Origin of the sequence: Mycobacterium sp. PSTR-4-N, from assembly GCF_022348085.1 — a bacterium.
Classification (GTDB): domain Bacteria; phylum Actinomycetota; class Actinomycetes; order Mycobacteriales; family Mycobacteriaceae; genus Mycobacterium.
The window spans coordinates 307262-329769 of sequence record NZ_JAKRFN010000006.1; the positions used below are offsets into that span (position 1 = coordinate 307262).

Genomic DNA, 22508 nt, shown 5'->3' on the forward strand with positions numbered 1-22508 from the left:
CAGTCGGACTAGCCGCCGTCGGCCGGAGCCTCGACCGGTGCGGGCGGAGCCGACGGCTGCGGGACCGCGCCGAGCACCCGCTGGACGTCAGGCTTCATCTGCTGGAGCTGCTGGCCCCAGTAGCCCCAGTCGTGGGCGCCGGAGGACGGGAAGTTGAACACGCCGTTGGTCCCGCCGGCCTTCAAGTACTCCTCCTGGAAAGTCCGGTTGGTGCGGATCGTCAGACCCTCGAGGAACTTGGCGGGCAGGTTGTTACCGCCCAGCTCCGACGGCTTGCCGTTACCGCAGTAGATCCAGATGCGGGTGTTGTTCGCGACGAGCTTGCCGATGTTGACCATCGGGTCGTTGCGCTTCCAGGCGCTGTTGGGGTCCTCGGTGGGGCCCCACATGTCGTTGGCCTTGAAGCCACCGGCGTCACCCATGGAGATGTTGACCAGCGCGGGCCACCAGCCCTCGGACAGGTTCAGGAAGCCGGACAGCGACCCGGCGTACTGGAACTGGTTGGGGTGGTAGATCGCCAGCGTCAGCGCGGCCGAACCCGCCATCGACAGGCCGACGGCCGCGTTGCGGTTGGGGTTCACACCCTTGTTGGCGGCCAGGTACGCGGGCAGCTCCTGGGTGAGGAACGTCTCCCACTTGTAGGTCTGGCAACCGGCCTTACCGCACGCCGGCTTGTACCAGTCGCTGTAGAAGCTGGACTGGCCGCCGACCGGCATGATCGTCGCCAGGCCGGAGTCGAGGTACCACTCGAACGCCTGGGTGTTGATGTCCCAGCCGTTGAAGTCGTCCTGCGCGCGCAGACCGTCGAGCAGGTAGAGACCGGGCGCATTGGGGCCGCCGCTCTGGAACTGCACCTTGATGTCGCGACCCATACCGGCCGAGGGCACCATCAGGTACTCCACCGGCAGACCCGGGCGCGAGAACGCGCTCGCCGTCGCGGAGCCGCCCACCACACCGATCACGGCGGGCAACACGGCTGCCACCAGGGCCGCGATCGTGAGCCGTCGCGCGTTGGCGCGCAGCCTTACACCGAACTTCATGCTTTTTCGTGTCCCATCTCGTCGTACAGCAGCAACCAGCCGCCGGTCCCCGACCCGGCCTCGTGCCCGTGTAGTCAACCACACCTTTGTGGCCGTCTCTTGTCGCCGCGATACGCGCTCGCGGCCCGTCGTCTGTTACCTGTCCGGCATATCTGTCGCCGGGGTACCTCCCGTTACGAAAGCAGACATCATGACCCCGGGCCAAATCGGGACGCTCACGGCCCGGTCGGGGGAAGCCCGGTGTACGGCGGATCGACCGGCTCCGGGATCGGCAGACCGCACCGGGCGAGTTCGTAGAGCGGCACGCGGTCGATGCGGTAGCGGGTGTATTCCGCGGCGTGCACCACGTTGGACAGGAACCGGCGAACGCCCATCGGCGCGCGGATCGCGTCGAGCACCTTCTCGGTCTCGGGGCATTTCAGCGCCGCCTCGGCCTGACGGATCCAGTCCTCGTCCAGGTACGGCGGAATCCACGGTCGCTCCTTGAGGAACGGCCCCTCGGCCACCGCCCAATCCGGGAAAAGGTTCTTGTCATGTCCGATGCGGCCGTCGGTCAGCCGCGCGGTGTGCGCGGCGAGCGGGTTGGCCAACCCGATCTGATCGATGACGCGGACGTCGAGGCCGACGTTCATGCCGAGCATGCCGAGATTGGTGAAGAACACGGTGTGCGGGCCGACGTACCCGCCGGCGGCCGCTGCCCGGACCTCCGGAGGGGGCGGAAGCGCGGGCACGACGTCCCAGCGGTCGTAGTTGCCCGAAGGAAGCAGGAGCGCCCCGTCCGGCGTGTTCTCGATCGCGGTCAGCACCGCCCGCATCCGCGGATAGTCCAGGTAGTCGGACGCCGTCAACGGGTGCGCGTGCCCGGTGGCCTGGGAGTAGAACCGGCGCTCGTCGACGATGCCGCTGTAGGTCACCCGCGTGGCGTCGGCTCCCAGCCCGGGCGAATTGGCCGCCCAGAGCGCCCATCCCGCCACGGCCAGCCACAGCACCGCAGTCGCGCCGGCGTACAAGTAGCCGGCGCCGCGCGCCATCCGGGTGCGGTCGGGCAGCAGCAGCGGGATCACCGCCACCGGGGCCAGCAGACAGAACATCGGTGTCAGCAGTACCCGGCCGTGCATGAAGTCGCCACCCTGCCGGATCCAATAGACCGCTTGCAGGACACCGGAGATCAGCATGAAAGCCACCACCGCGGGCGGACTCTGGACCGCGCGCGCAATCCAGCCGGATTCTCTGCGGGTGTCGCCTGCCGGGGTGCGCTGCGCCCATCGGGGCCGGCCGCGCAGCAGCAGCACCATCAGGCCCAGCCCGATCAACAGAATCGCAGGCGCCCAGAGCAGATAGGGCCGGTTGAAGTTGGCCAGGTAGACCAAGCCCTGGTCCCACTTCGCCCCCGACGCATCCTTGGCCAGCGCGGTCCCGGGAACCAGCAACCCGTAGTAGCCCATGCGAAAGATCTGATAGGCGACCGGGATCAGACCACCGGCCACGACGAGAGCCACCCGCGCCGCCCAGCCGGTGGTGGCGACGAGCATCATCACCAGCGCGACGCCGCCGATCAGTGCCAGCTCGGGACGCACCAGCACCGAGAATCCCGCGACGACAGCGAGGGTGATCTGGAATCCACGGGATGCACCGCCTCGGCGCGGGGCCTGCGACCAGCAGACCATCATCCACCACAGGAGCCCGAGATAAGCCAGCACCAAACCGTTTTCGAGCCCGGAGGTGGCGAAGTCACGTGCCGGCGGAACCGCGATGTAGACCAGCGCGCCCGCGGGCAGGAAGATCGCGCGCCGCCCGCCCAGGCCGGGGGCGTACAGACGCGCAGTGCCCAGCATCAGCAGGGCCACGCCCAACAGGCTGAGGACCAGAGCCAGGACCAACGCGACGTACTCGAGGCGCGCCGATCCGGCGATGAACCCGCCGAGGGTCACCAGATAGGACCACGCGGTGGAGGTGTTGGCCTCCACCCGCTCACCGGCGTTGAACACCGGACCGTTGCCCGCCAACAGGTTTCGCACCGTCCGGAGCACGATCAGGCCGTCGTCGGCGATCCAGCGCCGCTGCCAGGCGCCCCACCCGAAGAGCGCCACGACCGTGGCCACGCTGACCCACAGACTGATCCGTACCCAGGCGTGGTATGGGAAGGCGGGCCACCGGTTCAGCCGGTCCGCCGCCGCGGTGGTGATCCGCTCAGCTGAAGAAGATTGCGGCACCGATGGTCCCGATCCACGCCAGCAGCAGCAGCTGCAGAACCCGATCCTTCAGCGCGATCTCCTCGGGTTCGCCGGCCAGCCCTCCGTCGACGTCGACGGCATAGCGCAGGATCGCGATGGTGATGGGAATGATCGTGATCGCGTACCACGAGGCGTTGGCACCGTCGCGCTCGAAGGCCCACAGGCTGTAGCAGACCACCATCGCCGTGGCCGCCACGGTCCACACGAACCTCAGGTACGACGCGGTGTAGCTCTCCAGCGACTTGCGGATCTTGGCGCCGGTGCGTTCGGCCAATTGCAGTTCCGCATAGCGCTTGCCGGCCACCATGAACAGGGACCCGAACGTCATGACCAGCAAGAACCACTGCGACAGTGGGATACCCGCGGCGGCGCCGCCGGCGATCGCACGGATCAGGTAGGCCGAGGAGACGATGCAGATGTCCAGCACCGCTTGATGTTTGAGGCCGAAACAGTAGGCCAACTGCATCGCGATGTAGACGGCGATCACCACGGCGAGGTTCGGCGAGGCGAGCAGCGAGATGGCCAGCGAGGCCACACCGAGGACAACCGCGAGGGTGTAGGCCAGCCACTCGGGAACCACTCCGGCGGCGATGGGCCGGAACCTCTTGGTCGGATGCGCGCGGTCGGCCTCGACGTCGCGCGAATCGTTGACCAGGTAGATGCACGACGCCGCCAACGAGAACGCCACGAACGCGATCACGATGTTGATCGCCATCACGTCGTAGTCGTAGCGGACCGTGCCGCCGAACGCCGCGATCGGGGCGGCCAGCACTAGCAGGTTCTTCACCCACTGCCGCGGCCGGATCGCTTTGATGACCCCGGCCGGCAGGTTCTTGGGCGGCCCCGCCGACGATCCCGTCTCGCGAACCTGGGATGTACTCATCGCGATCCTCCTTCGAGCGCATCGGCGGCCCTGGCGACCACGCCGGCGACGGCGGTGCCGACGGCGACCCCGGCGATGACGTCGCTCGGATAGTGCACACCGAGGACCAAGCGCGACAACGCCATCGGCGGGATCAGCAGCGCGGGCAGCGGCAGGCCGGTCGGGCGGGCGAGCAGCACCGCTGCCGCGGCGGTCGACGTGGCATGCGCCGACGGGAAGCTCAACCGACTCGGGGTGCCGACGTTGACCGCGATCGCCGGGTGGTGCGGACGCGCACGACGCACCACGCGCTTGATCAGGACCGCGGCGGCGTGTGCGGCGAACGCGCCGACGCCGGCGGTCACGTACTGGCGTCGCCGAGCCGGCACGAGCCAGGCACCGAGCGCGGCGACGGCGAGCCAGCCGAGGCTGTGCTCGCCGAAATGCGACAGGGCCCGCGCCCCCGGCAGCACGCCCGGGCGGTGCGCCATCGTCGACTGCACCGCCACCAGCGCGGCATCCTCGCCGCGCGGCGGCTCAGACACGGCCGGTCTCGGGGATTGTGTCCAGCAGCACGCTCTCCCACTTCTGTGTGCTGGTCAGCATCGGCAGCGCAGAGCGGTACGCCTTGCGCATCTTCGTGAACTTGCGGGCGATCAGCGCCTGCCGTTTGAGCGACTCGCGCAGCAGCTCGAACATCTTCTCGCGGTCTCGCTGGCGATACACCACGCCGCGGCCGTCGGCGGTGGTCACGGTGACGCCGTCGACGTTGCACAGCGAGAACCACCGCGCGTCCTGGGTGGCGACGTTGACCTGGGGACGCTGATGGTGTTCGGGATCGTGGGGCTTGAGCTGGTGCACCACGCCGCGGCTCAGCCGCAGCGAGATCGCCAGCGGGTTCGTCGGGATCTCCACCTTCTTGCGCCAGCGCTTGTCCGACGGGGTCGGCAGCGTGGTGGCGCTGGGCAGGACCACCGCGTCCGGATACTCCTGACGCATCGCGCGGACCTCGGGCAGCGACGACTCCAGGATCGAGAAGAGCCGCTCAGGTCCGGCGAGGAAATCATCCATCGCCTTGTTCTGAATCGCGACGGTCGAATACTCAAGACAGAGAAGATGTTTCAGCGTCGCCTTGAGGTGGCTGCGCAACAGGCCGCGAATGTTGCCGTCCCAGTGCAGGGCCGCCACGATCAACCGGTTGCGCAGGTGGAAGTACGCCTGCCAGTCGATCGCGTCGTCCTTGTCGCTCCACGCCATGTGCCAGATCGCCGCGCCGGGCAGCGTCACCGTCGGGTATCCGTGCTCACCGGCGCGCAGGCCGTAGTCGGCGTCGTCCCACTTGATGAACAGCGGCAGCGGCTGGCCCAGTTCCTCGGCGACCTGGCGCGGGATCATGCACATCCACCAGCCGTTGTAGTCGACGTCGATGCGTCGGTGCAGCAGCCGGCTGCGAGGCTCGTCCTCGTCGTTGAGTGGATACTTCGCGAAGTTGTGGTCGTACTCGGTGTTGACCGCACCGGTCCACATGAAGTTCTCGGAGTCGACCATCTCACCCATGACGTGCAGGTGGCTGGGCTCCTGCAGGTTGAGCATCTGGCCGCCGACGAGGGTGGGCACCTTGGCGAACCGATTCATCGCAAGGGCGCGCAGGATCGAGTCGGGCTCGATCCGGATGTCGTCGTCCATGAACAGGATCTGTTCGCAGTCGGTGTTCTTCAGCGCCTCGTACATCACGCGGCTGTAGCCGCCCGAGCCTCCGAGATTGGGCTGGTTGTGGATCGAGAGCCGGTCACCCAGCGCCGCGGCGGCCTCAGCGAAACCGGGATGGTCCTTGGCCTTCTTGGTGCCCTGGTCGGACACGATGACGGCGCTGATCACCTCGTCGACCAGCGGGTCGGACGTCAACGCCGCCAGGGCGCTGACGCAGTCCGAGGGCCGGTTGAACGTCGGGATACCGACGGCCACGTTCGCCCGTCCGGGCGCCGGGATCGGCGCGTACCAGCCCGCGTGGTGCAGCGTCGTCGGGGAGTCGGTGGTGATGTCGAACCAGATCCAGCCGCCGTCCTCGAACGGGGTGAGGTCGATCTCGAACTCGGCGACCGCAGGCTCGTCGTCGGAGACGCTCACCACGGGTGCACCACCGACGGTGATGCGCGCTCCGGTCGCCTTCGACCGGTAGACGTCCACGCGGGCGCTGCCTGTGAGCTCCACGCGCAGCACGACGCAGTCCAGCACCGACCAGCGTCGCCAGTAGCTGGCCGGGAACGCGTTGAAGTACGTCGCGAACGACACCTCGGATTCGGTGCCGATCTCCAGCGTCGTGCGGGTCGGAGCGTGCGCACGCCGGGCGTTGGTGTCCGACTCCTCGATGTAGAGCTTGCGCACGTCGAGCGGCTCACCGGGACGCGGCAGGATCACCCGGGCCAGCGGGCTCACCGCCGCGGACTGACCCGGCGCGAGCGCGCCGGACGGGATGTCGCTGGTTGTCATGTGTCTGTCTCCTCGACCAGCGGCGCACCGTCACGCAGATGCGGCGCCAGCGTGTTGTCGTACATGTTGAGCGCGCTGGCGATCGCCATGTGCATGTCCAGGTACTGGTAGGTGCCCAGTCGTCCGCCGAAAAGCACGTTGGCCGTTGCGGTCTCGGCCTTGGCTCGGGTCCGGTAGGCAGCCAGCAGAGCGCGATCGGACTCTGTGTTGATCGGGTAGTAGGGCTCGTCGTCGGCCTCGGCGAAGCGGGAGTACTCCCGCATGATCACCGTCTTGTCTTCGGGGTAGGACCGCTCGGGATGGAAGTGCCGGAACTCGTGGATGCGGGTGAACGGCACGTCCGCGTCGTTGTAGTTCATTACCGGGGTGCCCTGGAAATCCCCGGTGGGCAGGACCTCGAGGTCGAAGTCCAGCGTGCGCCAGCCCAGCCGGCCCTCGCTGTAGTCGAAGTAGCGGTCCAGCGGGCCGGTGTAGACCACCGGAGCATCGGGGTTGGCCGCCCGCAACTCGTCGCGCACGTCGAACCAGTCGGTGTCCAGGCGCACCTCGATGTGCTCGTCGGCGGCCATGTTCTCCAGCCACGCGGTGTAACCGTCGACAGGGAGACCCTCGTAGGTGTCGTTGAAGTAGCGGTTGTCGAAGGTGTAGCGCACCGGCAGCCGATTGATCGTCGAGGCGGGCAGTTCCTTCGGATCGGTCTGCCACTGCTTGGCGGTGTAGTCCTTGACGAACGCCTCGTACAGCGGACGGCCGATCAGCGAGATGGCCTTCTCCTCGAGGTTCTGCGCGTCCGCGGTCTCGATCTCGCCCGCCTGCTCGGCGATCAAGGCCCGTGCCTCGTCGGGGGTGAAGTAGCGGCCGAAGAACTGGCTGACCAGCCCCAGCCCCATCGGGAACTGGTAGGCCTGGCCGTTGTGCAGCGCGAAGACGCGGTGCTGATAGCCGGTGAACTCGGTGAACTGCCGCACGTAGTCCCACACCCGCTGGTTGCTGGTGTGGAAGAGGTGCGCGCCATAGCGGTGCACCTCGATACCGGTCTGCGGCTCGGGTTCGGAGTACGCGTTGCCGCCGAGGTGCGAGCGCCGTTCGAGGACCAGAACCCGCTTGTCGAGCTGGGTGGCCGCCCGCTCGGCGATCGTCAGGCCGAAGAACCCGGAGCCGACGACATAGAGGTCGAAGGCACCATCGGGTGACCGGGAATCAGAGGAGAACATCGGCAGCAAGGGTATCTGACGGCGGGTGCCCGCCCCGCGGTGGCGCAGCGGCGCAGGTCGCGATTAGCTCACGATTCCATATCGTCACTCTGGTCCCACTAGTCACATCAGTACCATCGATCGCGTAGCACCGATCCGCGATCTACCGCCTGTAGTCCATGTATTGAGGAGACTTCCGTGCCGAACCGACGTCGCCGCCGGCTCTCGACAGCCCTGAGCACAGTCGCCGCTCTGGCCGTCGCAGGTCCCGTTGCAGTTGTCGCCACCACCCAGCTGACCTCGCCGTCCGCGCAGCCGCAGCATCGCGAATTCCGCCAGGCCGCCACCATCACCGACCTGCCCGGTGAGTTGATCTCCGCACTGTCGCAAGGGCTTTCGCAGTTCGGGATCAACCTGCCGCCGCTGCCCACGGGCCTGCTGACCGGCACCGGCGCCACCTCGCCGACCACCCTGACCCCCGGACTGGGCACGGGCCTGGGCACCGGCCTCGGCGCGCCGTCGCTCACCGACCCCGGGCTGGCCAACCCCGCGCTGACCAGTCCGATCGGCGCCACCCCGTCGCTGACCGACCCGGCCCTGAGCTCACCCGGCCTCACCACACCGTCTCTCACGGATCCGGCCCTGAGCGCGCCCGGGCTGACCACCCCCGGCCTCACGACGCCGGCGTTGACCACACCGTCGCTGACCACGCCGGCCGGGCTCACCACGCCGGGCCTCAGCACGCCGCCGGCGCTGACCGACCCTGTCCTGGGCGCGGCCCCGATCTCGACGGCGGGACTCGGCGCGGGCGAGGTACCGATCTCGGCGCCCATCGGCCTCGATCCGGCGCTGGGCGCGGGCTACCCGATCCTCGGCGACCCGTCCCTGGCCGCCACCCAGCCGGTGGCCTCCAGCAGCGGCGGCCTGCTCGGTGATCTGACCAGCGCTGCCAACTCCCTCGGCGCGGGCGAGGCCATCGACCTGCTCAAGGGCGTGTTGATGCCGGCGATCATGTCGGCGGTCAAGCCCCCGGCGGCAGCAGCTGCCGCAGCCCCCGCCGCGGCAGTCGATGCGGCGGGCGCCGCGGCCGCCCCGGCTCAGGCCGGGCTGGGCGCCGCAGAGGCGGCGCTCGACGCCGGCTAGTACCGCCCACGACCGAGACCACCCACGACGACGGCACCGTAGAAGCCACGCGCTCTGCGGTGCCGTCGGCGCGTCCGCGTGTCGGAACACCAGTAACAGCTGACACATACGTAACATCAGCCCGTGCTGTGTCGTCGTCCGAGGTCGACACTGATCGCCGCGCTGGCGGGGACGGTGTTACTCACCGCGCTGCTGGTGCGCGCAATCGTCGCCGCCGGTCCGTCACCCGCCCCCGCGATCGCCGCTCCGCAGATGGCGTCGCAGCCGCTGGCAGAGATCGGCGGGGGCCGCACCGTCCGCGAGATCCATCAGGACACCCCGTTCTCGATGGTCGCGCTGACCTCTGGTGACCTGACGGGCACCACTGCACGCGTCCGAGCGAAGAAATCCGACGGCAGCTGGGGACCGTGGTACGACGCCGAGGCGCTCGAGGGTGTGGGCCCGAGCAGTCACGCCGCCCCGCGCGGCACCGAACCCGTGTTCGTCGGACGCACCACGACGGTTCAAATCGAGGTGACCCGCCCGCCCGACGCTCCCGTCACCGGACCTGCGGGCCCCGCGCAGGAGCCACGCCCGGGCCTCGGCTACATCCCGGCCACCGTCGAGCAACCCTTCGGGGAGAACATCAACGCCGTCCTGATCAGCCCGCCTCAGACACCGGTCGATCTGCTTCCCCTGCCCAACGCCGCCACCCCGCCGGGGCAACCGCCCAGCATCATCAACCGCGCCGCCTGGGGCGCCGACGAATCGATGCGCTGCGGAGAACCGCGCTACGACAGCAAGATCCAGGCCGGAGTGGTGCACCACTCCGCGGGGAGCAACGACTACACACCACAGGATTCCGCGGGGATCGTCCGCTCGATCTACGAGTACCACACCCGCACCCTGGGCTGGTGCGACATCGCCTACAACGCATTGGTCGACAAGTACGGACAGGTGTTCGAGGGGCGCGCCGGCGGCATGACCCGGCCGGTCGAGGGCAGCCACACCGGTGGGTTCAACCGCAACACCTGGGGCGTGGCGATGCTCGGCAACTTCACCGACGTGCCTCCCACGCCCATCCAATTGCGCACCACAGCACGACTTCTCGGTTGGGTGCTGGGCCAGGCGGGGGTCGACCCGCGTGGCACGGTGGTGTTGCCGTCCGAAGGCGGGGCCTTCACCAAGTTCCCGTTCGGCTCGTCACCGACGCTGCCGACCATCTTCACCCATCGCGACGTGGGCAACACAGAGTGTCCGGGCAACGCCGCCTACGCGCTCATGCCCCAGATCCGCGAGATGGCAGCGGCATTCAACGAACCACCCGGGGCCGATCTGCTGATCGAGCAACTACGCGGCGGAGCCATCTTCACCACGTGGGAAAAGCTGGGCGGCATCCGCAGCTATCTGGGCAAGCCCACCTCACCCGAAGCGTCCGGAGAGGGCGCCACCCGGTATGCCACCTTCGAGCACGGGGCCGTCTACTGGTCCCCCACGACGGGTGCCGAGCCGATCACCGGCGAGCTCTACAACGCCTGGGGCACACTGGGATTCGAGCGAGGCGCCCTCGGCCTGCCGACCAGCGCCGAGATCGCCGAACCGCAGTGGATCGTGCAGAACTTCCAACACGGAACGCTCAACTTCGACCGGGAGAAGGGCACGGTCACCCGCGTGACCGACGGCATCCCGGTCGAGCTGACCCGCCGGGTCGACAACCCCGTACAACTCGAGCGATTCACGCCCCCGATCAACCCGGCCTGACCGAACCCGGGTCGGTCAGCCCCAGAACCGCTCCAGCACCCGCGCGACGCCATCCTCGGCGTTGGTCGCCGTCACCTCGTCCGCGGCCGCGACCGCGTCGGGATGCGCGTTGCCCATCGCGACTCCCAGCCCCGCCCACGCCAGCATCGGCACATCGTTGGGCATGTCACCGAACGTGACGATCTGCGCGGCGTCGATGCCGAGCGGCGCACTCAATTCCGCGATCCCGGTCGCCTTGCTGATCCCGGTGGGGACGATCTCGATCAGGCCGTTGTTGGTGGAGTACGTGATGTCGCCGGCCGCACCGACATGCTCGATCAGGGCCGCGGCCATGTCGGCACTGCGCGCCCCCGCCTTGCGGATCAGGAGCTTCACCGCCGGCGCGCTGAGCAGATCCGCCAGCGACACCTCCGTGTTGTCCGGGTTGAGCCACGCGTGTTCGTAACCCGGAGAACTGACGAACTGCGGGGTCGCGGCGTCATGGGCGGATCTGCCCACCCGTTCGACCGCCAGACCGGCGCCGGGAATCACTCGCGCAGCGATCTCGGCCAGCTGTGCGAGTTGGTCGGCAGACAGGGTGCGCGCGCTGATGATTCGATCCACGGACGGGTCGTAGATCACCGCGCCGTTCGCGCACACCGCCATCGGCGCGAAACCCAACTGATCGACGATCGGGGTGATCCAGCGCGGCGGCCTGCCCGTGGCGAGCACGAATCGCGCGCCGGAATCGACGACGGCGCGGACCGCCTCGCGGGTGCGCGGGCTGACCGTTTCGTCCTCGTCGAGCAGGGTGCCGTCGACATCTGTCGCCACGAGTTCGGGCGTCACGCCGATCCTTTCCGCTTGCGGGCCCGCGCGGCGAGCTCCTCTTCTTCGCGCCGGGCAGCCTCGACCGGGGTGGGCGCGCTTCCACCGAGCCGGCGCGGTAACCACGCCGCCCCGGCCGGTGCCGGGTACCCCTGTTGCGCGTCGTGCAGCAACGCGGTCATCGCCTCCCGCATCCGGCCGCTGAGCTCATCGACACCGACGTCAGGGACGATCGGTTCGCCCACCGCTACGGTGACCGGAATCTTATTGCGGCCCAACGCTCGTGGTTGGTCCTTGGTCCAGATCCGCTGCGCACCCCAGACGATCAGCGGCACGATCGGCACCTGTGCCTCACGCGCCATGCGGGCGGCCCCACTCTTGAACTCCTTGAGCTCGAAGCTGCGGCTGATGGTGGCCTCGGGGTAGACCCCGACGATCTCCCCGGCCCGCAGCGCCTCGACGGCGTGGACATATGCTTGCGCGCCGGCCGTGCGATCCACCGGAATGGTCTTGGTGTGCTTGATCAGATAGGCGACGACCTTCACCTCGTTCATCTCGGCCTTGATCATGAACCGCATCCGGCGACCCCGGTGCATGGCAGCCAGCGCGGCAGGCAGCCAGTCGACGTAGCTGGTGTGGTTGATCGCGATGACCGCCCCGCCCGAGGTGGGCATGTTCTCCAACCCGCGGAACGTGATCGTCGTTCCGGTGGCCCGGACCAACAGCGTCGCCGCGATCTCGAGCGAGCGGAAGACCGGCTCCACGGCTTATCCCGGTGCCTCGGCTGACGGCCCCGCCCGGCGGGCGGCCTTGGCGGCCGCCTCCTCGGCGTCCATCCGGTTGGCCTCGGCCAGGGTCGGCGCACCGCCGCCGAGGCGATGCGGCACCCAGAACTCACCGGGAGGATGCGGCCCGTACGCGTCCTGCACCTCGGTCAGCAGGTGCTGCATGCGCGAATGCAGCAGCGCGGTCAATTCGGCCGCGGGCAACGTCGGAGGGATGGGAGCGCCCACCGCCACCGAGATCGGCACCTTGGGTCGCCACATCTTCTTCGGGTGGCCCTTGGTCCAGATTCGCTGAGCGCCCCACACGATGTGCGGCACGATCGGCACCCCCGCGTCGATCGCCATCCGGGCCGCGCCGGACTTGAAGTCCTTGATCTCGAAACTGCGGCTGATCGTGGCCTCGGGGTAGACACCGACGAACTCACCGTCGGAGAGCTTCTGCACCGCCTCGGCGTACGACGCCGCGCCGCTGTCCCGGTCGACCGCGATGTGGCGCAGGCTGCGCATGATCGGCCCGGTGACCTTGTGGTCGAAGACCTCCTTCTTGGCCATGAACCGGACCTTGCGGCCCAGGTGCTGCTGGTAGGCGGGCAGCCCGGCGAAGGTGAAGTCGAAGTAGCTGGTGTGGTTGATCGCGATCACCGCACCGCCGGTGCGGGGCAGGTTCTCGACGCCGGTGACGGTGAAGGTCAGGCCCTGCGCGCGCCAGACGAGCCGGGCGAGCTGGATGACAGTGCCGTATACCGGTTCCACAGGCGCCAGCGTAGTGCGTGGCACAGTGGGCCTCGCCGTGAGTACGCCGAGCCGATCGATGCCCGTCCCGGCCGTCGTGTCCCGGGTCGCGGGCGGGCGGCCGGTGACCGCGGTGTGGGTGAACGAGCTGGGCGGGGTCACGTTCGCCGTCGGCCGTCCTCCGGCCGAGTACGTCAAAACCTACCCGGAACCGGTGGCCCACCTGCTCGTCGACGAGGCGGTGCGGCTGGCATGGGCTCGTCGCCACGCGACCGTGCCCGAGGTGCGGGACAGCGGTCGCGGCTGGTTGCACACCGCGGCCCTGCCCGGTCGCTCGGCTGTCGACGCGCAGTGGACCGGCCGACCCGTCGATGCTGCCCGCGCAATCGGCGCCGGGCTGCGCGCGCTGCACGATGCCCTGCCGGTGGCCGACTGTCCGTTCGGCGCACCGTCCTGGATCGGCGAGGGCGCTCCCCCACCTGAGCGGCTCGTGGTGTGCCACGGCGACGCCTGCGCCCCCAACACTCTGATGGCTGACGACGGCTCGTTCGCCGGCCACGTCGACCTCGGCGACCTGGGCGTGGCTGACCGGTGGGCCGACCTCGCCATCGCCACGATGTCGCTGGACTGGAACTATCCGGGCGGCGAGTGGGAGGCGGTGCTGCTCGCCGCCTACGGGGCGGCACCGGACGCCGAACGCATCGCGTTCTACCGGCACCGGTGGAACGACGAGCCCGCGCGGCCGGGCTAAGCTGGCAGACGAGCAAGCAGTCGTCAGAGGGGTATTTGTGCAGGTCACCAGTGTCGGGCACGCCGGCTTTCGCATCGACACCACGGCCGGGAGCATCCTGTGTGATCCGTGGGTGACGCCGGCGTATTTCGCCTCCTGGTTCCCGTTCCCGGACAACAGCGGCTTGGACTGGACCGCTCTGGGCGACGTCGACTACCTCTACGTCTCGCACCTGCACAAGGACCACTTCGACCCCGTGATCCTGCGCGATCACGTCCGCAAGGACGCCGTCGTGCTGCTGCCGGACTATCCGGTGCCGGATCTACGCCGTGAGCTCGAGAAGCTCGGCTTCCACCGGTTCTTCGAGACCACCGATTCAGTGAAGCACCGCGTCAGCGGTCCCAAGGGCGACCTCGAGGTGATGATCATCGCGCTGCGGGCTCCCGCGGACGGCCCCATCGGCGACTCCGGTCTCGTGGTTTCCGACGGCGAGACGGTTGCGTTCAACATGAACGACGCCCGGCCGGTCGATCTCGACGTGCTGGCCGCCGATTTCGGTCAGGTCGACGTTCACATGCTCCAGTACTCGGGGGCGATCTGGTACCCGATGGTCTACGACATGCCCGACCGGGCAAAGCACGCATTCGGGGTGCAGAAGCGTCAGCGACAGATGGACCGGTGCCGGCAGTACATCGCGCAGGTCGGCGCCACATGGGTGGTGCCATCGGCGGGTCCGCCGTGTTTCCTGGACCCCGAACTGCGTGACCTCAACGACGACCACGGCGACCCGGCGAACATCTTCCCCGACCAGGTGGTGTTCCTGGACCAGATGGCCGCCCACGGGCACACCGGCGGGCTGTTGATGATTCCCGGCTCGACGGCGAGTTTCACCGGCTCTGCGCTGGATTCGCTGCACCACCCGTTGCCCGACGACGAGGTCCGAGCGATCTTCACCACCGGCAAGGCCGACTACATTGCGGCCTACGCCGAGCGGATGGCCCCGGTGCTGGCCGCCGAGAAGGCCTCCTGGGCGCCGGCGGCGGGCGAGCCGCTACTCGAGCCCCTGCGGGACCTGTTCGAGCCGATCATGTCGGCCTCCGACCAGATCTGCGACGGTATCGGCTATCCCGTCGAGCTGCGGCTGGAGTCCCGGGACCATCGAGAAACAGTGGTGCTCGACTTCCCCAAACGCGCTGTGCGGGAACCGATCCCGGACGAGAAGTTCCGCTACGGCTTCGAGATTCCCGCCGAGCTGGTGCGGACGGTCGTTCGTGACCGGGAACCGGACTGGGTGAACACGATCTTCCTGTCCACGCGGTTCCGCGCCTGGCGGGTCGGTGGGTACAACGAGTACCTGTACACGTTCTTCAAATGCCTGACCGACGAGCGCATCGCCTACGCCGACGGTTGGTTCGCCGAGGCCCACGACGACACCGCGTCGATCACGCTGGACGGGTGGGAGATTCAGCGCCGCTGTCCCCATCTGAAGGCTGATCTGTCGAAGTTCGGTGTGGTGGAGGGAACCACGCTGACGTGCAATCTGCACGGTTGGCAATGGAACCTCGAGAACGGCCGGTGCCTGACCACCAAGGGCCACGAGCTGAGGTCGCAGAAGCTGTGAGCCTCGGCGCCCCCGCGAGCCCGTTCTACGACGACGGGCTCATCCAGCTCGACCGCGAAGCACTGACGTTGCGCCGCTACCACTTTCCGTCGGGTACCTCGAAGATCATCCCGCTGCGTGACATCCGCGGCTACCAGGTCAGCCCGCTGGGGCTGTTCATGTCGCGATTTCGGCTGTGGGGCACCGACTTCCGGCATTGGCTGCCCCTGGACGTGAACCGGCCGCTCAAGTCCACGCTGGTCGTCCTCGACGTGCGCGGCGCCTTCCCGCGGCCTGCCTGTACGCCCGTACACCCGAACGCGTTCGTCGACCTGCTCGACAAGCTGCTGAACGATCGCTAATTCGGGGTGAGCACCTCGACCCCGAGATAGGGCACCAGCGCCTGGGGTACCCGCACGCTGCCGTCGGGTTGCTGGTGGTTCTCCAGAATGGCGACCAGCCAGCGTGTGGTGGCCAGCGTTCCGTTCAGCGTGGCGGCGGTCTGCGGCTTGCCGTTGTCGTCTCGGTAGCGCACCGCGAGGCGACGAGCCTGGAACGTCGTGCAGTTCGAGGTCGACGTCAGCTCGCGGTAGGTTTGCTGCGTGGGAACCCATGCCTCGCAATCGAATTTGCGGGCTGCCGAGGAGCCGAGGTCGCCCGCGGCGATGTCGATCACTCGGTACGGCACCTCGATGTGGGCGAGCATCTGGCGCTGCCAGCCCAGCAGGCGCTCGTGCTCTGCCTCGGCGTCGGCGGGCTTGCAGTAGACGAAGCCCTCGATCTTGTCGAACTGGTGCACGCGGATGATGCCGCGAGTGTCCTTGCCGTAGCTGCCCGCCTCACGCCGGAAGCACGACGACCAGCCGGCGTATCGGCGCGGACCGTTCGACAGGTCGAGGATCTCGTCGGAGTGGTACCCCGCCAGCGGCACCTCGGACGTGCCGACGAGATAGAGGTCGTCGTCGGCGAGGTGGTACACCTCGTCGGCGTGGGCACCGAGGAACCCCGTGCCTGCCATGATCTCCGGGCGCACCAGCACCGGCGGGATCATCAGCGTGAAGCCGTTCTCGGTGGCGGTGCGCACGGCGAGCTGGAACAACGCCAGCTGCAACAGGGCGCCGTACCCGGTGAGGAAGTAGAACCGCGACCCCGACACCTTGGCGCCGCGGTCCATGTCGATCAATCCGAGCGACTCGCCGAGATCCAGGTGATCCTTCGGGTTCTCCAGGACGGGTGGTTCGCCCACTGTGTCGAGCACCACGAAGGCGTCCTCGCCGCCCGCAGGCACGCCGTCGATGATGACATTGGCGATCGCCATGTGCGCCGCGGTGAAGGCCCGCTCGGCCTCGGCCTGAGCCGCCTCGGCGGCCCTCACCCGGTCGGCGAGTTCCTTGGCCGCCGCCAGTAGCGCGGGGCGTTCGTCGGGGGAGGCCTTCCCCACCGCCTTGCTGGCCGTTTTCTGTTCGGCGCGCAAGGTGTCCGCTTCCGAGATGGCGGCACGTCGGGCGGCATCGGCGTCGGCCAGGGCGTCGACGAGGCCGGGATCTTCCCCCCGCGCCCGCTGGGATGCCCGCACCGCGTCAGGGTTTTCTCGCAGCACTTTCAGGTCGATCACATCGCGCAACCCTACGGGCCGCAGCGTCAGCCGCATAACGTTACAGCTGCATCACTTGTCACAGCACCTGACACGCCTGCCACAATGGTGGGCGATGTTCTCGTCGTCCTCGAACCCACCTGAGCCGCCGCCCGCCGGTCCGGAGCCGCGGTCGCCACGCTGGTGGCACAGCCTGCAGGCCGAGGGAACGCGCCGCGCCCTGCTGCTGACGGCCCTGGGTGGCCTGCTGATCGCCGGTGTCATCACCGCGCTGCCGCAGACCGATCCGGCCGGCGGCCTCACCGCGAACTCGATCTCGCTGGGCCCCCGCGGCAACGACACGTTCGACCACGCCAAGAGCGGCGATTGCCTGACCTGGCCGGAACGCACCCCCGACGCCGCCGAGGTCGTGGACTGCACTGCCGAGCACCGCTTCGAGGTGGCGGAGTCGGTCGACATGCGCACGTTCCCGGGCAGCGAGTACGGACCCGACGCCGCGCCACCCTCGGCCGCACGCATCCAGCAGATCAGCCAGGAGCAGTGCACGGCCGCCGTCCGGCGGTACCTCGGCGCGAAGTACGACCCCAACAGCAAGTTCACGATCAGCATGCTCTGGTCCGGCGACAAGGCCTGGAAGCAGTCCGGGGAGCGGCGCATGCTCTGCGGCCTGCAGCTGCCCGGCCCGAACAACCAGCAGCTGGCCTTCACCGGCAAGGTCGCCGACATCGACCAGTCAAAGGTGTGGCCCGCCGGCACCTGCCTGGGCATCGACCCGACCACCAACCAGCCCACCGACATCCCCGTCGACTGCGCCGCCCCGCACGCGATGGAGGTCACCGGTGCGGTGAATTTGGCCGAGAAGTTCCCGGGCGCGCTGCCACCGGAAGCCGAGCAGGACACGTTCATCAAGGACACCTGCACCAAGATGACCGACGCCTACCTGTCCCCCATCCAGTTGCGGAACACCACGCTGACGCTGATCTACAGCACGGTCTCGCTGCCCAGTTGGTCGGCGGGCAGCCGGCAGGTGTCGTGCAGCATCGGCGCCACGCTGGGTAACGGGGGCTGGTCGACACTGCTCAACAGCGCCAAGGGTCCGCTGATGATCAACGGGCAGCCGCCGGTGCCGCCGCCGGACATCCCCGAGGAGCGCCTGAACCTGCCGCCGATCGAGGTGCCTTCGGTGCCGGACACGTCGTCGCAGTCCAGCAGCTCCAGCTCCAGCTCCAGCTCCGGTTCGGGCTCCCAGTCGTCGCAATCGTCCGACAGCAGCCAGCAGACCCAGCACATGCCGCAGCTGGCGACGACGGCCGCACCGACGCCCACCCAGCAGGCGCCCGCGCCCGATCCGGTACCGGGGCAGGGCAACACGTTCCTGGGCGGCCCGCCACCCCCGCCGCCCGCACCCCCCGCCGACGTGGCGTTGCCGCCCGCCGAGCAGGCGCCTCCGGCCGCGCCGGCGCCGGTGGAGCCGGTACCACCCCCGGCCGCACCACTTCCGCCGCCCGGCCCCTGATGGCCGTGCGGATGAGTCCGCAGCGGTTCGACGAGCTGGTCGGTGACGCGCTCGACCTGCTCCCGGCCGAGCTGGCCGCGGCGATCGACAACGTGGTCATCCTGGTTGCCGACCGCAATCCCGACGAGCCCGAGTTGCTGGGGCTCTACGAGGGCGTGGCGCTCACCGAGCGCGACTCCTGGTATGCCGGTGCGCTGCCCGACACCATCACGATCTATCGCGACGCGCTGCTCGACATGTGCCACACCGACGCCGAGGTGGTCGACGAGGTCGCCATCACCGTGATCCACGAGATCGCCCACCATTTCGGCATCGACGACGAGCGTCTGCACGAACTCGGCTGGGGCTGAGCAGTACTCGAGCGCGGCAACCCGATCGTGTCGGCGATGAGTGCTAAGAACAGACCATGAGCGAACAGTGCCGTGCCTGCGCGGCGGGTCTCGAGCACTGCCACGGTGCGCTGATCCACCACGCCTATCGGCGGGAGGAGTGCACCGAGGACGGTTGCCTCACCCCGCCCGCCGCCCACGACATGCACCTCGATTGCGATGCGGTCGGCTGCGCGTGCGACCAGGAGGATGGCCGGGTGGCGGTGGTGTCAGCCCATCGGGTCGGCTGACGCCGCGGCACCGTCGCCGACGGTCGTCACCGCCGCGGCGTCCGGGCCGAACGGCGGCGTCAGCGCGCCCCACTGCAGGCAGTTCCAGCGTCCGTCTGTGACGGGCGCGAGCACCACCGTCTCGGTGTTGGCGAGGTGATGGTCGATCGCAAAGGTGCTGTCGACGCCGGCGAGCACGGCGGCCACCAGCCGGATGGCGGCGCCGTGGCTGACGACGACGATGTCGCTGTGCCAGGTGTCGTCGTCGAGGTAGCGCGTGCGCAGGTCGTCGAGCACCGGAACGTAGCGGTCGAGAACCTGATGACCTGTTTCGCCGCCCGGCAGCGCGACACCGAGCTCCCCGTCGTGCCAGCGCCGGTAGATCGCCGTGAACTCCTCGTGGGCGGCCTCGTCGCTCCGGTCTTCCAGGTCGCCGACCTGCACCTCGTGGATGCCGTCGACCTCCGCGAGCGCGTGGGCCGCACCGAGCACCCTGCTGATCTCGCCGGCGGTCTGGACGGCGCGGGTCGCAACGGAGTGCGCGATGAGACCGGGCTGCGCGGCCAGCGTGCTCGCGAAGCGGCGAGCCTGGTCACGGCCCAGATCGGTCAGGTGGGCGCCCGGCGGGCGGGTGTCGAGCCGCCGCGCCACGTTGCTGTGCGTCTGTCCGTGCCTCACCAGCACGAGGCGCCCGCTCACGTCCGGCCCTCGCGCAGTCGTGTCAGCCACGTCGTCGCCTCGTCGGTCGACGGGGGTGGGGTGCCTGCCGGCTCGCCGGTGGGCCAGGACCCCAGGTAGCGCACGTCGGCGCAGCGGCGATGGAGTGCGCGCAGCGCTTCGGCGACCGGGGCGTCGTCGATGTGGCCGACGAAGTCGAGGAAGAACATGTAGGTGCCCAGCTCGGTGCGGGTGGGCCGGGACTCGATGCGGGTCAGGTCGATGTCGCGGATCGCGAGTTCGGTCATGGCCATCGCGAGCGAGCCCGGCACATTCGCCAGCCGGAGCACCACCGACGTCCGATCGGCCCCGGTGCGCGCCGGCGGTGCGGCGGGTGCTCCCACGAGGACGAAGCGGGTCCTGGCGTTCGGCTCGTCGACGACGTCGGTGGCCAGCGCGTCCAAGCCGTACCGCTCGGTGGCCAGCGCGGTCGTGACTGCCGCGTCGGCGCGGCAGGCGGCGACTTCGGCGGCGGCCGCCGCGTTGGAGTGGGCCGGCAGCACGCTCACGCCGGGCAGGTTGGCGGCCAGCCACCCCTTGACCTGGGCGGTAGCGATCGGGAACGCCGACACGGTGCGCACCGACGCGGCGGGGACGCCGGGTCGTACCGCGATCGTGAACGCCACGTCGAGGGTGAGTTCGGCGTAGATCTGCACCGGCGGGCCGTCGGCGAGACTGTCGAGCGTCGGCAGCACGGACCCGTCGATGGAGTTCTCGATCGGAACGCAGGCGAAGTCGGCGTCGCCGGAGCGTACGGCGGCCACCGCGGCGGATGTGCTGTCGGTGGCGACCCGGGTGACGGGGCCCGGCGCGGGAATCAGGCGGTCCGCGTCGAGGGTGCGAAGTGCCGCCTCGGTGAACGTTCCCTCAGGGCCGAGGTACGCGATGCGGGACACGGGGTCAGCCTATCGGGTGGGTGCACTTGTGCTGGTCGACGGCATAAAGCCTTGCGTCGCGCCATACTTGTGTTTAAGTTAGCCTCACCTAAGTCAGGAGGCGACAGTGCAGGGACCACCACAGACACCGATCCAGACACCGACGACCGCCGAGCGGATCCGTAGCGCCTGTGCACGCGCTACCGCGGCGATGGTCGCCACCGACGGGCTCGACCCGACACCCACCCCGGTGGTGCACCTGCTCTGCGACGGGTCGGTCGCCCTGACCGTTCCCGCCGCGAGCGCATTGGCCGCGACAGCCGCCACGTCCGGCGCCGCGGGTGTGCAGGCAGTGCTCGAGTTGACCGACTACGCGCCGCTGCCGCTGCGCGAACCGGTCCGGTCGCTGGTGTGGATACAGGGCCGGTTGTGGACCGTGCCCGACCGCGAGGTGCCCGCCCTGCTCGACCTGATCGCCGCCTCGAATCCCCACCCCGCCCTGCTGGAGGTGAACAGCGTCGAGGGCGAGGATGCGCTCATGCGTCTGGAGATCGAGTCCGTGGTCGCGGCGGATTCCACCGGCGCGGAGGCCATCTCGGTCGCGAGCCTGCTCGGCGCACTGCCCGACCCGTTCTGTGTGATGGAATCGGCCTGGCTGCAACACCTGGACGCCGAGCACCGCGACGTCGTCGACCGATTGGCCAGCCGACTGCCCGGGGCCCTGCGCAACGGCCGTGTGCGTCCACTCGGACTCGATCGCTACGGCGTCGCGCTGCGCGTCGAGTCGACCGACGGCGACCACGATGTCCGGCTGCCGTTCCCGCATCCCGTCGACGACGTGACCGGGCTGAGCCGGGCGATCCGGATCCTGATGGGTTGCCCGTTCCTGAACGGGCTGCGCGCCCGCCGCGTCTGACGCGCGCCTGATCGACAGGCCCCGGCACACCGCTACCGTAGCTGCGGTGAGCGAACCGCCGACCGATGCGCAGCGTCGCGCCCTGCGCATCGAGATCGCGGTGGTCCTCGCCGTCACCTTCGGGTTGAGCGGATACACCGCGCTGCTGCGTCTGATCGAAGCCGTCCTGCTGGGCCTGTCGGGTCAGACAGTGGCGCTGAACCCACGCCGGTCGCCGTTCAGCCTGATCGACCTCGGTCTCAACCTCGCCGGACTGTTCCAGCTGCTGGCCTGGGGCGGCCTCGCGCTGTATCTCCTGTGGCGCGCCGGCGACGGCCCCGCACGCATCGGCCTCGCCCGATTCCGGTGGCGCACAGACTTTCTCGGCGGCGTCGGGCTGGCCCTGGTGATCGGCATACCCGGGTTGGCGCTCTACCAGCTGGCCCGTGTCCTCGGGGTCAACGCCTCGGTCGAGCCCGCCGAACTCAACGACACCTGGTGGCGCATCCCGGTGCTGCTACTGCTGTCATTCGGCAACGGGTGGGCCGAGGAGGTCGTGGTCGTCGGCTTCCTGCTGACCCGGCTGCGCCAACTGCAGGTCAACCCGTGGGTCGCGCTGGCCCTGTCGAGCCTGCTGCGCGGGGTCTACCACCTCTATCAGGGTTTCGGAGCCGGACTCGGCAACGTCGCCATGGGAGTGGTGTTCGGATACGCGTGGCAGCGCACGGGACGGCTGTGGCCACTCATCGTCGCCCACACGCTGATCGACGCGGTCGCCTTCGTCGGGTACTCCTTGCTGGCGGGCCGATTGACCTGGTTGCAGTAGGTTCTTGCTGTGACCGACGAGCGGCCGCCCGTCCCCCGGCCGGCGCCACCGCCCCCGCGACGTGGCCATCCGCCGCGGCGGGAGCCGCCGCCACAGCTCCGGCGCGATCCGCGCTACCGGCCCGCAACCCC

General features: G+C 69.1%; 22 protein-coding genes. 10 read left to right on the forward strand and 12 right to left on the reverse strand.

The window, feature by feature from the left end; translation table 11 throughout:
• Positions 1–8 precede the first annotated feature (8 nt).
• The 6 genes from MHN84_RS11880 to glf form a co-directional block, all read right to left on the reverse strand.
• Positions 9–1040 (reverse strand): esterase family protein, encoded by a 1032-nt coding sequence (locus MHN84_RS11880; protein WP_241204821.1) that lies wholly within the window; start codon positions 1038–1040, stop codon positions 9–11.
• Positions 1041–1255: 215 nt separating this feature from the next.
• Complete coding sequence (zomB, locus tag MHN84_RS11885; protein ID WP_308192936.1) at positions 1256–3253, reverse strand: flagellar motor control protein ZomB; 1998 nt, start codon at positions 3251–3253, stop codon at positions 1256–1258.
• A complete protein-coding gene (locus MHN84_RS11890) occupies positions 3231–4157 on the reverse strand; it encodes a decaprenyl-phosphate phosphoribosyltransferase (protein WP_241204822.1) in 927 nt (308 codons plus the stop codon). Before MHN84_RS11890 ends, zomB begins: the two co-directional genes overlap by 23 nt.
• A complete protein-coding gene (locus MHN84_RS11895) occupies positions 4154–4681 on the reverse strand; it encodes a phosphatase PAP2 family protein (RefSeq protein ID WP_241204823.1) in 528 nt (175 codons plus the stop codon). Before MHN84_RS11895 ends, MHN84_RS11890 begins: the two co-directional genes overlap by 4 nt.
• Complete coding sequence (locus tag MHN84_RS11900) at positions 4674–6626, reverse strand: glycosyltransferase (protein WP_241204824.1); 1953 nt, start codon at positions 6624–6626, stop codon at positions 4674–4676. The genes MHN84_RS11895 and MHN84_RS11900 overlap by 8 nt, the downstream gene beginning before the upstream one ends.
• Positions 6623–7840, reverse strand: a complete 1218-nt coding sequence (gene glf, locus MHN84_RS11905; RefSeq protein WP_241204825.1) for a UDP-galactopyranose mutase — start codon at positions 7838–7840, stop codon at positions 6623–6625. The genes MHN84_RS11900 and glf overlap by 4 nt, the downstream gene beginning before the upstream one ends.
• 177 nt (positions 7841–8017) lie before the next feature.
• Between glf and MHN84_RS11910 the strand changes: the two genes are divergently transcribed.
• Entirely contained in the window at positions 8018–8962 is a 945-nt protein-coding gene (locus MHN84_RS11910; RefSeq protein ID WP_241204826.1) for a hypothetical protein, read from the forward strand.
• Between the two features lie 123 nt (positions 8963–9085).
• A complete protein-coding gene (locus tag MHN84_RS11915; protein ID WP_241204827.1) occupies positions 9086–10702 on the forward strand; it encodes an N-acetylmuramoyl-L-alanine amidase in 1617 nt (538 codons plus the stop codon).
• Between the two features lie 15 nt (positions 10703–10717).
• Here MHN84_RS11915 and MHN84_RS11920 read toward each other — a convergent pair whose 3' ends face one another.
• Genes MHN84_RS11920 through MHN84_RS11930 form a run of 3 tightly spaced genes read right to left on the reverse strand, consistent with a single transcriptional unit; the run spans position 10718 to position 13047 of the window.
• Positions 10718–11530, reverse strand: coding sequence for an HAD family hydrolase (locus MHN84_RS11920; RefSeq protein ID WP_241204828.1), 813 nt, complete (start codon positions 11528–11530; stop codon positions 10718–10720).
• On the reverse strand, positions 11527–12273 hold the full coding sequence (locus tag MHN84_RS11925) for a 1-acyl-sn-glycerol-3-phosphate acyltransferase (protein ID WP_241204829.1): 747 nt from the start codon (positions 12271–12273) through the stop codon (positions 11527–11529). The genes MHN84_RS11920 and MHN84_RS11925 overlap by 4 nt, the downstream gene beginning before the upstream one ends.
• A gap of 3 nt (positions 12274–12276) precedes the next feature.
• Positions 12277–13047 carry a 1-acyl-sn-glycerol-3-phosphate acyltransferase gene (locus tag MHN84_RS11930; RefSeq protein ID WP_241204830.1) on the reverse strand — a complete coding sequence of 257 codons (771 nt, stop codon included), beginning with the start codon at positions 13045–13047 and terminating at the stop codon, positions 12277–12279.
• A 37-nt stretch (positions 13048–13084) separates the two neighbouring features.
• Here MHN84_RS11930 and MHN84_RS11935 point away from each other — a divergent pair, with 37 nt between their 5' ends.
• The 3 genes from MHN84_RS11935 to MHN84_RS11945 are packed head-to-tail and all read left to right on the forward strand — an operon-like array spanning position 13085 to position 15718.
• On the forward strand, positions 13085–13777 hold the full coding sequence (locus MHN84_RS11935; RefSeq protein WP_241204831.1) for a phosphotransferase: 693 nt from the start codon (positions 13085–13087) through the stop codon (positions 13775–13777).
• Positions 13778–13814: 37 nt separating this feature from the next.
• Entirely contained in the window at positions 13815–15377 is a 1563-nt protein-coding gene (locus tag MHN84_RS11940; RefSeq protein WP_241204832.1) for an MBL fold metallo-hydrolase, read from the forward strand.
• Entirely contained in the window at positions 15374–15718 is a 345-nt protein-coding gene (locus tag MHN84_RS11945; RefSeq protein WP_241204833.1) for a hypothetical protein, read from the forward strand. The genes MHN84_RS11940 and MHN84_RS11945 overlap by 4 nt, the downstream gene beginning before the upstream one ends.
• Here the strand turns inward: MHN84_RS11945 and serS are convergent.
• A complete protein-coding gene (gene serS, locus MHN84_RS11950) occupies positions 15715–16971 on the reverse strand; it encodes a serine--tRNA ligase (RefSeq protein ID WP_241204834.1) in 1257 nt (418 codons plus the stop codon). The two genes, MHN84_RS11945 and serS, sit on opposite strands and share 4 nt — an antisense overlap.
• 94 nt (positions 16972–17065) lie before the next feature.
• Here serS and MHN84_RS11955 point away from each other — a divergent pair, with 94 nt between their 5' ends.
• From MHN84_RS11955 to MHN84_RS11965, 3 genes are read left to right on the forward strand one after another with little or no spacing between them, the layout of a single operon-like run.
• Positions 17066–18466: a septum formation family protein gene (locus MHN84_RS11955; RefSeq protein ID WP_241204835.1), complete on the forward strand. Its 1401-nt coding sequence runs from the start codon at positions 17066–17068 to the stop codon at positions 18464–18466.
• Complete coding sequence (locus tag MHN84_RS11960; RefSeq protein ID WP_241204836.1) at positions 18466–18816, forward strand: metallopeptidase family protein; 351 nt, start codon at positions 18466–18468, stop codon at positions 18814–18816. The genes MHN84_RS11955 and MHN84_RS11960 overlap by 1 nt, the downstream gene beginning before the upstream one ends.
• 56 nt (positions 18817–18872) lie before the next feature.
• Complete coding sequence (locus MHN84_RS11965; RefSeq protein ID WP_241204837.1) at positions 18873–19085, forward strand: hypothetical protein; 213 nt, start codon at positions 18873–18875, stop codon at positions 19083–19085.
• Here the strand turns inward: MHN84_RS11965 and MHN84_RS11970 are convergent.
• Positions 19065–19763: a histidine phosphatase family protein gene (locus MHN84_RS11970; protein WP_241204838.1), complete on the reverse strand. Its 699-nt coding sequence runs from the start codon at positions 19761–19763 to the stop codon at positions 19065–19067. The genes MHN84_RS11965 and MHN84_RS11970 overlap by 21 nt on opposite strands.
• Positions 19760–20677, reverse strand: coding sequence for a prephenate dehydratase (gene pheA, locus MHN84_RS11975; protein ID WP_241204839.1), 918 nt, complete (start codon positions 20675–20677; stop codon positions 19760–19762). The genes MHN84_RS11970 and pheA overlap by 4 nt, the downstream gene beginning before the upstream one ends.
• Before the next feature lie 106 nt (positions 20678–20783).
• Here pheA and MHN84_RS11980 point away from each other — a divergent pair, with 106 nt between their 5' ends.
• A complete protein-coding gene (locus MHN84_RS11980) occupies positions 20784–21572 on the forward strand; it encodes a DUF2470 domain-containing protein (protein WP_241204840.1) in 789 nt (262 codons plus the stop codon).
• A gap of 46 nt (positions 21573–21618) precedes the next feature.
• On the forward strand, positions 21619–22377 hold the full coding sequence (locus MHN84_RS11985) for a CPBP family intramembrane glutamic endopeptidase (protein WP_241204841.1): 759 nt from the start codon (positions 21619–21621) through the stop codon (positions 22375–22377).
• The last annotated feature ends 131 nt before the right edge of the window (positions 22378–22508 follow it).

What these genes read in the sequence shown, in the direction of transcription:
- MHN84_RS11960 (WP_241204836.1), top strand. Translation starts at nt 18,466, where the DNA reads ATGGCCGTGCGGATGAGTCCGCAGCGGTTCGACGAGCTGGTCGGTGAC.
- MHN84_RS11955 (WP_241204835.1), top strand. Translation starts at nt 17,066, where the DNA reads ATGTTCTCGTCGTCCTCGAACCCACCTGAGCCGCCGCCCGCCGGTCCG.
- MHN84_RS11965 (WP_241204837.1), top strand. Translation starts at nt 18,873, where the DNA reads ATGAGCGAACAGTGCCGTGCCTGCGCGGCGGGTCTCGAGCACTGCCAC.
- MHN84_RS11900 (WP_241204824.1), bottom strand. Translation starts at nt 6,626, where the DNA reads ATGACAACCAGCGACATCCCGTCCGGCGCGCTCGCGCCGGGTCAGTCC.
- MHN84_RS11880 (WP_241204821.1), bottom strand. Translation starts at nt 1,040, where the DNA reads ATGAAGTTCGGTGTAAGGCTGCGCGCCAACGCGCGACGGCTCACGATC.
- glf (WP_241204825.1), bottom strand. Translation starts at nt 7,840, where the DNA reads ATGTTCTCCTCTGATTCCCGGTCACCCGATGGTGCCTTCGACCTCTAT.
- MHN84_RS11890 (WP_241204822.1), bottom strand. Translation starts at nt 4,157, where the DNA reads ATGAGTACATCCCAGGTTCGCGAGACGGGATCGTCGGCGGGGCCGCCC.